General features: G+C 67.0%; 9 protein-coding genes. 6 read left to right on the top strand and 3 right to left on the bottom strand.

Annotation, left to right across the window (positions count from 1 at the left end):
• Window positions 1–145: 145 nt before the first annotated feature.
• The 3 genes from ACU0AG_RS07545 to ACU0AG_RS07535 form a co-directional block, all read right to left on the bottom strand.
• The gene (locus tag ACU0AG_RS07545; RefSeq protein ID WP_482781639.1) at window positions 146–1,456 is read right to left on the bottom strand and encodes a UDP-glucose dehydrogenase family protein; all 1,311 of its coding nucleotides are present in this window, start codon (window positions 1,454–1,456) and stop codon (window positions 146–148) included.
• A 58-nt stretch (window positions 1,457–1,514) separates the two neighbouring features.
• On the bottom strand, window positions 1,515–2,264 hold the full coding sequence (locus ACU0AG_RS07540; protein ID WP_482781638.1) for a metallophosphoesterase family protein: 750 nt from the start codon (window positions 2,262–2,264) through the stop codon (window positions 1,515–1,517).
• A gap of 228 nt (window positions 2,265–2,492) precedes the next feature.
• Window positions 2,493–3,143 carry an SIMPL domain-containing protein gene (locus ACU0AG_RS07535; RefSeq protein ID WP_482781652.1) on the bottom strand — a complete coding sequence of 217 codons (651 nt, stop codon included), beginning with the start codon at window positions 3,141–3,143 and terminating at the stop codon, window positions 2,493–2,495.
• 311 nt (window positions 3,144–3,454) lie between these two features.
• Here ACU0AG_RS07535 and ACU0AG_RS07530 point away from each other — a divergent pair, with 311 nt between their 5' ends.
• From ACU0AG_RS07530 to ACU0AG_RS07505, 6 genes are all read left to right on the top strand, one after another.
• Window positions 3,455–3,892 carry a VOC family protein gene (locus ACU0AG_RS07530; protein WP_482781651.1) on the top strand — a complete coding sequence of 146 codons (438 nt, stop codon included), beginning with the start codon at window positions 3,455–3,457 and terminating at the stop codon, window positions 3,890–3,892.
• Between the two features lie 120 nt (window positions 3,893–4,012).
• Entirely contained in the window at window positions 4,013–5,434 is a 1,422-nt protein-coding gene (locus tag ACU0AG_RS07525) for a glycosyl transferase family protein (RefSeq protein WP_482781637.1), read from the top strand.
• Window positions 5,431–6,543: a hypothetical protein gene (locus tag ACU0AG_RS07520; protein ID WP_482781636.1), complete on the top strand. Its 1,113-nt coding sequence runs from the start codon at window positions 5,431–5,433 to the stop codon at window positions 6,541–6,543. The genes ACU0AG_RS07525 and ACU0AG_RS07520 overlap by 4 nt, the downstream gene beginning before the upstream one ends.
• 220 nt (window positions 6,544–6,763) lie before the next feature.
• Window positions 6,764–7,681: a sulfite exporter TauE/SafE family protein gene (locus tag ACU0AG_RS07515; protein ID WP_482781635.1), complete on the top strand. Its 918-nt coding sequence runs from the start codon at window positions 6,764–6,766 to the stop codon at window positions 7,679–7,681.
• 10 nt (window positions 7,682–7,691) lie between these two features.
• Entirely contained in the window at window positions 7,692–8,477 is a 786-nt protein-coding gene (locus ACU0AG_RS07510) for a TIGR02186 family protein (RefSeq protein WP_482781634.1), read from the top strand.
• Window positions 8,478–8,567: 90 nt separating this feature from the next.
• Window positions 8,568–10,265, top strand: a complete 1,698-nt coding sequence (locus ACU0AG_RS07505; RefSeq protein ID WP_482781633.1) for an ATP-binding protein — start codon at window positions 8,568–8,570, stop codon at window positions 10,263–10,265.
• The last annotated feature ends 37 nt before the right edge of the window (window positions 10,266–10,302 follow it).

The raw sequence follows: 10,302 nt of genomic DNA, 5'->3' as shown, positions 1-10,302 counted from the left end.
CCCCCCGGGGGCGGGGGGAGGCTGGGGCCAGTCCCAAAAGGCCTGCCAACGGACGGGCCGCAAGGCCGATCGGCCGCCCGCAGCGACGCGCCCGCAGGGCGTGTGAGCGAGGATTTCGCATCGCGGAGGCGATGCGGAAAACAAACTACGCCCGCCCGACGCTCACATAGGTGAAGCCCGCAGCGCGCATGTCCTCGGGCTTGTAGACATTGCGCAGGTCCACCATCACCGGCGCCTTGGCGAGTTCCTTCACGCGGCGAAGATCGAGCGCGCGGAAGGCGTCCCATTCGGTCACGATCACCACCACATCCGCACCTTCGATCGCGGCATAGGCATTGTCGCACATGGTGACCTCCGGCAGCAGCGGGCGGGCCTGCTCCATGCCTTCGGGGTCATAGGCCGCCACGAAAACGCCCGCGTCCATCAGCGTCTGCGCCACGGCGATTGCCGGGCTGTCGCGCATGTCGTCGGTGTTGGGCTTGAAGGTCAGGCCGAGCAGTGCCGCCTTCTTCCCGCGCGCCGCTTCCATGCCGCCGAGCGCATCGACGACCTTGCGGCCCATCGCCCGCTTGCGACTGTCGTTGACCTTGACCACCGCCTCCACGATCCGCGTCGGGCTGTCGTAATCCTCGGCGGTCTTGAGCAGCGCGAGCGTATCCTTGGGGAAGCAGCTGCCGCCGTAGCCGGGGCCAGCGTGCAGGAACTTCGATCCGATGCGCCCGTCCATCCCGATCCCGCGGGACACGTCCTGCACATTCGCGCCGACCTTCTCGCACAGATCGGCCATCTCGTTGATGAAGGTGATCTTGGTCGCGAGGAAGGCGTTGGCGGCGTATTTGATCAGCTCGCTGGTGCGGCGCGAGGTGAACAGGATCGGCGATTCATTGAGGAACAGCGGGCGATAGACCTCGCGCATCACCTCGCGGCCGAAATCGTCCTCGGCGCCGATCACGATCCGGTCGGGCCGCTTGAAATCGCCGATTGCCGCGCCTTCGCGCAGGAATTCGGGGTTGGAGACGACCGAGAATTTGTGGCCCGTGCCGGTCTCGCGGATGATCCGTTCCACCTCGTCACCCGTGCCGACGGGGACGGTCGACTTGGTGACGACCACCGCAGGGCCGGAGAGCTTTTCGCCCACCTCGCGTGCAACCTCGTAGACGAAGGTGAGATCGGCATGGCCATCGCCCCGGCGGCTGGGGGTGCCGACCGCGATGAAGATCGCATCGGCCCCCGCAATGCCTTCGCCAAGGTCGGTGGTGAAGCTGAGGCGGCCGGCCTTCACATTGCTTTCGACCAGCGCATCAAGGCCGGGCTCATAGATCGGCATGACCCCTGCGTGCAGGCGGTCGATCTTGCCCTGATCCTTGTCGATGCACACCACATCGTGGCCGAAATCGGCAAAGCAGGCCCCCGATACGAGCCCGACATAGCCCGAACCCACCATCGCAATCTTCATGCAAACCCTGCCTTTACGCGAAATTTCGTTCCTGCGCCCGCGTGGCAGACCGCTGCGGTTAGCGTGGCCGCTCGCCGTGGAAGATTTCCACCGGCCCGCCATCGCTGATGCAGGCTTGCAGAATCCGCCGTTGGTCGCCTTCAAGCACCAGCGCTGTAAGCACACCGGAGCGGAACGCGCCAGTATCAATGCCGATCCGGTTGCCGCAATCCATCACCCGCTCGAAAATCGTGTGGCCGTGCACCACCACCTTTTCCAGCGGGCCATCGTGGTTGAGAAAGCGGTCGCGGATCCACATCAGATCGCTGCGCTTCTGTTCGGCCAGCGGGCGCTGCGGATCGATGCCCGCGTGGACGAAGGCATAATCGCCCGCGATGATCATCGCCTCGAACCCGGCGACATAATCGCGCACCCACTGTGGCACCAGCTTGGGCAATTGTTCGAACAGGTCTTCCAGTTCGAGCGTGGCGAAGCTCTTTTTCGAAAGGCCGTAGCTCATGATCGTCTCGCGCCCGCCATGCTTGACGAAATGGCGCAGCGCCTCGGGCTTTTCGAAGGCGGTGAGAAACATTTCCTCGTGATTGCCGGCCAGCACGCGGACATTGCGCTGTTGCTGCCACAGGCGGGTGCGTTCGATCACGCCCGCGCTGTCCGGCCCGCGATCAACCAGATCGCCGAGCAGGACGATGCGGTGTTCGAGCGCGGGTTCGGCGGCGATCTCGCGCTCGATCTCGGCGATCAGCGCCTCGTAGAGGTCAAGCCGTCCGTGAATATCGCCGATTGCGTAATAGCGCGTGCCCGCGGGCACCGCCGGAAGCTTCGGCGGGGCGGGGGGTCTGAAAAAGTCGCGCAACTTCTGAAACATGACGAAGCCGTTTTTCCTATTGGCGACCCGGAAGAGGGGTGGCGGGCTGGGGCGATGTCTCTCGCCCCTGTTCCCTTTTTGGGGAGCGCCCCCATACGTCCGGCAACGGCGATCGGCAACAAACCCTCCGCCGGGCGCGCCGGACGGTGCGAAATTGTCGCCAAACGGTCGTCAATCGAGCGAAAAGCTGACCGTGGTGACCACGCGCACCTTCTTGTAGGGGCTGTCCGCCGATCCCCAGCCGCCCGCCTCGCCATCGCGCGCCTCGATCTCGAAATAGCCCTGCGTGGCATCCCTGATCTTGCCGACGCCGGAATCCGAATCCTCGGCAAACTGCTGCGCGGCGGCGCGGGCGTCCTTGGTGGCTTCGGCGACCATTTCGGGCTTGATGTCGTTCAGTTTGGTGAAGGTGTAGGCCATGCCCGATCCCTCCTCCAGAAACACCCCGCGTCCGACCAGATCGAACTGGCGGGCGACCGCCTTCTGGGCGCGGGCGATGTCGGTGGTGCGCAGGGCGAGGCGCTGGCGCACGGTGAAGGTGGTGATGCCTTCGTTGGTGTAGCTGGAGACATTGGCCCCGGTCGGCTGGAGCGCATCGGCGGGGAAGCCCAGCTCCTTGAAAAAGCCCTCGATCGCCTGCGTGTCGCGGCGCACCTTGTCCTGCGCGGCGGCCAGATTGGTGTCGGTGGCGGAGTAGCTGATCGTCCAGGTGGCAAGATCGGCCGTGACATCGCGCTCGGCGAGCCCGCGCACGGTGACGGCGCGTTCGGCATCCTTGGCGCGCAGCAACCCGTTGCCCAGCAGGTATCCGCCCGCCATCATCCCGATCGCAGCGATCGCGGCTGTGCCGAACCAGCGGATGGTGGCAGGCTCGCTCAGGACACCGTTCGTCGCAGTCACCGGTTGCACTTCGTCGTCACGCATCGCATTGTCCCCCCTGTTCGAGTTGGTGCGACGAGTTGTGCATTAGCTACGATGAATGGATTTTGAACGGAAAGAGTCCTTGTTTGCCGCATCGCCTCCGCGATGCGAAATCCTCGCTCACACGGCCTGACGGCCGCGTCGCTGCGGGCGGCCGGTCGGCCTTGCGGTCGCTGCGCGACCGAAAAGTTGCCAATTCAAAGGGTAGAATGATGGTAAAGTATCTTCACAGCATGATCCGCGTCACCGATCCGGATGCGACGGTCGATTTCTTCAAGCTGATCGGGCTGGAGGAAGTGCGCCGTTTCGATGTCGAGGCGGGGCGCTTCACGCTGATTTTCCTCGCCGCGCCGGGGCAGGCGGGTGTGGCCGAGGTCGAGCTGACCTATAACTGGCCACCCGCAGACGGCAGCCCCGCCGAGGAATACACCGGCGGGCGCAATTTCGGGCATCTCGCCTACCGCGTCGAGAATATCTACGAGACGTGCCAGCGCCTCGCCGATGCCGGGCACATCATCCACCGCCCCCCGCGTGACGGGCACATGGCCTTTGTCAAATCGCCCGATGGCATCTCGGTAGAACTGTTGCAGGAAGGCTATCTCGAACCGGCAGAGCCGTGGGCGAGTATGCCCAATGTCGGCAGCTGGTAATCGCGCAAGCATTGTGGCGAGCCGCAATTAATCAGCCCTAAACTATTAAAATAACACAGGCAGTTGCGCGCAGCGCAATTGCGTTATAGGCTGGCGACTTCATCGGGTAAGGGGGTCGCCTTGTCCATCGGGGAACTGGATCTGTGGCAATGGCTCGCCTTGCTACAGCACGAAATATTGCTGTTCGCCGGGGTGTTCTTCCTGATCGGCGCGCTGGATGACATCGCGCTTGATGGCGTGTGGCTGTGGCTGAAGGCGCGGCGCAAGGCCGTCACGGCACGCCGCTCCCGCCGTGCCCTGCAAACCCGCAGCCTGCACGGGCCGGCGGCGGTGCTGATCCCGGCCTGGCACGAAGCTGCGGTGATCGGCCAGACCATCCGCCACCTGCTTGAAAGCTGGCCGCAGCCGGCCTTGCGCCTTTATGTCGGCTGCTATCGCAACGATCCCGCGACCCTCACCGCCGCGATGGCCGCGGCGCGGGGCGATCCGCGCCTGAGGCTGGTGATCCATGACCGCGACGGGCCGAGCACCAAGGCCGATTGCCTCAACCGCCTTTACCGCGCGCTGATGGTGGACGAGGCGCGCAGCGCCCATGCCTTCGCCAGCGTGATCTTCCACGATGCCGAGGATCTGGTCGACGCGGGGGCGCTCGGCCTGCTGGACGAGGCGATCGCGGGCGGTGCCGATTTCGCACAGCTGCCGGTCGAGCCGCTGCCGGTGCGGCATCGCGGCTGGTGGGCGCGGCACGTCGGCAGCCATTACTGCGAGGAGTTCGCCGAGGCGCATGGCAAGGCGCTGGTGGTGCGCGATGCGCTGGGCGCAGGGCTGCCGGGCGCGGGCGTGGGCTGCGCGGCATCGCGGCAGGCGCTCGCGCGGCTGGCGGCGCAGCGGGCCGATCGCCTGCCCTTTGCCGCGGATTCGCTGACCGAGGATTACGAGCTTGGCCTTGCCATTGCCGCAAGCGGCGGGCGGTGCCGCTTTGTCCGCGCACGGGGCGAGGATGGCCGTCTGATTGCCACCCGCGCCTTCTTCCCCCACCGGCTCGACAATGTGCTGCGCCAGAAAAGCCGCTGGGTGCTGGGCATTGCGTTGCTGGGGTGGGACCGCGTGGGCTGGTCTGGCGGGCTCGCCGAATGCTGGATGCGGCTGCGCGACCGGCGCGGGCCGTTGACTGCGCTGGTGCTGCTGGCGGGCTATGCGCTGGTGGTGCTGACCGGGATGATGGGGATCGCGCTCGCCTCCGGCCTTGCCGTGCCGGTGCCGCTTTCCCCGCTGCTGCACGCGGTGCTGGTCGCCAATGCCATCGCTTTCGCATGGCGGGTGGCGATGCGGTTCGCCTTCACTGTGCGCGAATATGGCTGGGCCGAAGGGGTGTGGGCGGTGCTGCGCCTGCCGCTGGCCAATGTCATCGCCATCATCGCCGGTCGCCGCGCCCTGTTCGCCTATGTCCGCACGCTCGGCGGGCGGGTGGCGGCGTGGGACAAGACCGAACACGACATGCATCCTGCGCAGCTCGCCCTCGCCGGGGCGGCGGCGGCATGATGCAGGCGGCGCGCACCCGGCGCGGCGGGCCGCTGCTGATGCTGGCCCTGCTGCTCACCGCGTGGACGGCGGGGCGGGCCTATTGGTGGGAGAACCCCTTTGCCGCGGTGGGTGCGGCGCTGGAGGAGACCTTCGCCGCTGCGCCGCCGCCTGATCCGGACGGGCTGCTGGCGGCGGCGCTGCCCGGTCCGGCAGAGGCTCTGGCCTTGCCCGCGACGACGGGCGCAGCGCCGCTTGCCGCAATGGCCCGCGAACGCCTGCCCGCAGGCACACGCCCGCAGCTTGCTGCCGCGCACGGTTTCCTGTGGCTTGCGGCCCTGCGCCAGCCTGCTCGGCGTGATGGCGGCGCGGCGCTGGCGGATTTCGGCATTGGCGGTGCGATCCGCGATGACAGCGCGCCCTTCCTCGCCGCCGCAGAGCCTTCGCGGCGCGGGGCGGGCGGGCGCTGGTCGGCGGATGTCTGGGCGTTCTGGCGGCAGGGATCGGGCGCTGCGCCAGTCAGCCAGGGGCGGGTGCCGGTCTATGGCGCGAGCCAGGCGGGCGCCTTGCTGCAATACCGCCTCGCCCCCGATGCTGCCCACGATCCGCGCCTCTATGCCCGCGCCTATCGCGCGCTGGTGCAGCGCGGGGAGAGCGAGCTGGCGCTGGGAGCCTCGGCCCGCCCCCTCGGCAGGGTGCCGCTGCGACTGGCGGGCGAGGTGCGCGTGGCCGACAGCGGCTTTGGCACGCAGCTGCGTCCGGCTGCCTATGCCGTCACCGAAATTCCGCCGCTGGCGCTGCCCTACGAAACGCAGCTGGAGGCTTACGGGCAGGCGGGCTGGGTCGGCGGCGCGGCTGCCACCCCCTTTGCCGACGGGCAGGCGAGCCTGACCCGCGAATGGCCAAAGGTTGCCGCGCTGACCGACGATGCCGTGCGGCTGCGGCTGGGGGCAGGCGCATGGGGCGGGGCGCAGCAGGATGCGCAGCGGATCGATGTCGGCCCGACCATGCGGCTGGATCTGACCGTGGGCGAGGTGCCCGCCCGCCTCTCGCTCGACTGGCGCGAACGCGTGGGCGGCGAGGCAGGGCCGGGTTCGGGGCTGGCAGCGACGGTCTCGGCGAGATTCTAGGTTTGTGGTCGTGCTGGCGCACGACGCAGACCACCCGCCCCGCCTCCCCACCCGGCCACCACAGCCTGATGGTATCATTGGTGGCCGGGTGGGGAGGCGGGGCGGCCAAAGAGCAGGGACGTCTGCGCCACCGAAGGTGGCCCAAAGACTCCAGCCATAATCCCGAATAACCGCAATCCCGCGGCTTTCATCGCCTGCCGCGCTGGTCTAACCCTTGCGCATGGACGTCTACCTGCCCATCGCGAATCTTTCGGTCAACGGCCTCTACATCGTGCTGCTGGGCGGGTTGACGGGCATTCTTTCCGGCCTGTTCGGCGTCGGTGGCGGGTTTCTGACGACGCCGCTGCTGATCTTCTACGGCATTCCGCCCACGGTTGCGGCGGCCTCTGCCGCGACGCAGGTGACCGGCGCCAGCGTGTCGGGCGTGCTCGCCCATTCGCGCCGCAAGGGGGTGGATTACCGCATGGGCGCGGTGATGGTGGGCGGCGGCATCGTCGGCGCGCTGTTCGGGGCGCTGCTGTTCCGCGTGCTGCAATCGCTGGGGCAGATCGATGTGGTGATCAGCATCCTCTACGTGCTGATGCTCGGCTCGATCGGCACGCTGATGATGCGCGAGGCGGTGAGTGCGCTGAAGCCCGGCCTGCTGGGCCGCGCCGCCGCGCCGGTGCGCAAGCGGCGCCACCACCCGCTGGTCGCCAGCCTGCCCTATCGCTGGCGGTTCTACGCCTCGGGCCTCTACATCTCGCCGCTCGCGCCGGCGCTGCTGGGCATGGCGGTGGGCATCCTCACCATGCTGATGGGGGTCGGCGGCGGGTTCCTGCTGGTGCCCGCGATGCTGTATATTCTGGGGATGAGCGGCAATGTCGTGGTCGGCACCTCGCTGTTCCAGATCCTGTTCGTGACGATGGTCACCACCATGACCCACGCGCTGACGACCAAGGCGGTCGATCTGGTGCTGGCGGCGCTGCTGCTGCTGGGATCGGTGCTCGGCGCGCAGTTCGGCACGCAGATCGCGCTGAAGGCCAAGCCCGAATATCTGCGCCTTGCGCTGGCGGCGCTGGTGCTCGTGATCGCCTTGCGGATGCTCTACGGCCTCGGCGTGCAGCCCGACGAGATCTACACGGTGGTGCCGCTGTGAGTTCCTGCCGGTGAGGGGCGGCAAGCGGATTGCGCTGGCGCTGGCGCTGTGCGGCTGGCTGGTGCTGACCGGCACGCCCGCGCTGGCCCAGCGCGAGCCGGTGCTGGTGCCCGCGGTCAGCCAGTCGCGGATCGAGGTGCGGCAGGGCTTCACCGGCGCGCGGCTGCTGCTTTACGGCGCGGTGATCGATCCCGCAGGTGCCGGGCGCAGCAGCGATTACGATATCGTCGTGGTGCTCAAAGGCCCGGCCGAAGCGGTGCGCATCCGCGAGAAGGAACGGATCGCGGGCATCTGGGCCAATGCCGGATCGAGCGATTTCCGCTCCGCGCCCTCGTTTTTTGCGGTCGCATCCTCGCGCCCCGTGTCCGAAATCGTCGATGAACGCACCGCCGCGATCTACGAGCTGGGGACGCAGTTCATCCAGCTCAGCCCGTCAGGCCAGATCGAGCCGGAGGAACAGGCCCGGTTCGCGCAAGGGTTGGTCGAATTGCGCCAGCGGCAGGGGCTTTATCAGGAAAACCCCGGCGGGGTGCGGATCAGCGAGAAGGTGCTTTATCAGGCGCGCATCAACCTGCCGTCCAACGTCACCACCGGACGCTACACCGCCGAAACCTTCGCAATCGCGCGCGGACGGGTACTGGCGAGCGCGACGGCGCGGATCGAAGTGGTGAAGGCCGGGCTGGAAGGGCAGGTGGTCACCGCCGCGCAGCGCTGGTCGTTCCTCTACGGGCTTGGCGCGATTGCGCTTTCGCTCGGCATGGGGTGGATCGCCGGACGCCTGTTCGCGCGGCCCTAGGGCGTGGCTGACGGGCCAGCGTTGACCCGTTCTTAACCTTGCCTGCCCTATCCCTGTCGCCGACCAACTCCGGCGCAGGGAAAGGCGCAGATGACCGATCAACCGAGGCAGGATTTCGAACGTTTCACCGGCCCCAATCCGGCTGGCGAGGCGGAATTTGCTGCCGCCGTGGCGAGCGGCACCCACGATAATGCCCGCCTGCCGATCGGCGTGGTGCTGGAAATCTCCGGCTCCGGCTCGCAGATCGCGCTCGATCTGCAACGCATCAACGAATGCATGGCCGACAGCGATCCTTCGGTGCAGATGGCAGGGCAGGTCGGCAGCCAGATCAAGATCCGCGTCGGCGATGCCTGGCTGCTCGCCAACGTGCGCGACCAGCGCAAGGACCGCCGCACCGAGGGCGGGATCATCGCCCATATCGACTTCCTCGGCGAAGGGGGCGAGGAAAAGCTGACCGGCCGCATCCACGGGTTCAAGCGCGGGGTAACGCGCTATCCCATCCCCGGCGCGATGATCTATCCCGCCACCACCCGCGATCTGGAACAGATCTACGCCAGCGATGGCCGTGCCAGCATCACCATCGGCAAGGTGTTCCCCACCAAGGATATCCGCGCCGGCCTTTATATCGACGCGATGCTGGGCAAGCACTTCGCGCTGCTGGGATCGACCGGCACCGGCAAATCGACCAGCGCCGCGCTGATCCTGCACCGCATCTGCGAGGCCGCGCCCAAGGGTCACATCGTGATGATCGACCCGCACGGCGAATATTCCGCCGCCTTCCGCCAGACCGGGCAGATCCTCGACGTGTCGAACCTGCAGATGCCTTACTGGCTGATGAACTTCGAGGAGCATTGCGAAGTCCTGTTGTCGAGCAGCGGCAACGAACGCCAGGTCGATGCCGATATTCTCGCCAAGTGCCTGCTGGGCGCGCGCCAGAAAAACCGGCTGGCACAGACCATGGGCAAGATCACGGTGGACAGCCCGATCCCCTATCTGCTGTCCGATTTCGGCAACATCCTGCAGGACGAGATGGGCAAGCTCGACAAGGCGACCTCGTCCGCGCCCTATATGCGGATCAAGGCCAAGCTCGACGAGATCAAGGCCGATCCGCGTTACCAGTTCATGTTCTCCGGCATGCTGGTGGGCGACACCATGGCCGATTTCATCAGCAAGATTTTCCGGATGCCGGGCAATGGCAAGCCGATCTCGATCATCGACGTGTCGGGCGTGCCGTCGGACATCACCTCGACCGTGGTGGCGGTGCTGAGCCGCCTCGTGTTCGATTTCGCGATCTGGGGCCGCGAGGAGAAGACCCGGCCAGTGCTGCTGGTGTGCGAGGAAGCCCACCGCTACGTTCCGAGCGAGAAGAACGCCGATGGATCGTCGGTCGGCAAGATTCTGTCCCGTATCGCCAAGGAAGGCCGTAAATACGGCATCAGCCTTGGCCTTATCACCCAGCGCCCGTCAGACCTTGCCGAAGGCGTGCTGTCGCAGTGCGGCACGATCATCTCGATGCGCCTCAACAACGACCGCGACCAGGCCTTCGTGAAGGCTGCCATGCCCGAAGGCGCGCGCGGCTTCCTCGATTCGATCCCGGCGCTGCGCAACCGCGAATGCATCATCTGCGGCGAAGGCGTGGCGATCCCGATCCGCGTGACCTTCGATCCGCTGGAAGAACACAAGCGCCCGGCGTCCGAAGACCCGAGCTTCGCCGAACTGTGGAGCACCGACGGCGGCGAGGACGAGCTGGTCGAACGCGTGGTGATGCGCTGGAGAAGCCAGGGGTAGGAATTCCCACCCCCAGCCCCTCCCGCAGGCGGGAGGG

It is taken from the genome of Erythrobacter sp. RANMB8, from assembly GCF_056848235.1.
The sequence above is the reverse complement of the archived record's forward strand: the minus strand, read 5'-3'. Positions and strand labels throughout refer to the sequence as shown.

Coding starts and splice junctions, on each gene's coding strand:
- ACU0AG_RS07545 (WP_482781639.1), bottom strand. CDS start 1,456: ATGAAGATTGCGATGGTGGGTTCGGGCTATGTCGGGCTCGTATCGGGG.
- ACU0AG_RS07535 (WP_482781652.1), bottom strand. CDS start 3,143: ATGATGGCGGGCGGATACCTGCTGGGCAACGGGTTGCTGCGCGCCAAG.
- ACU0AG_RS07530 (WP_482781651.1), top strand. CDS start 3,455: ATGGTAAAGTATCTTCACAGCATGATCCGCGTCACCGATCCGGATGCG.
- ACU0AG_RS07520 (WP_482781636.1), top strand. CDS start 5,431: ATGATGCAGGCGGCGCGCACCCGGCGCGGCGGGCCGCTGCTGATGCTG.
- ACU0AG_RS07515 (WP_482781635.1), top strand. CDS start 6,764: ATGGACGTCTACCTGCCCATCGCGAATCTTTCGGTCAACGGCCTCTAC.
- ACU0AG_RS07505 (WP_482781633.1), top strand. CDS start 8,568: ATGACCGATCAACCGAGGCAGGATTTCGAACGTTTCACCGGCCCCAAT.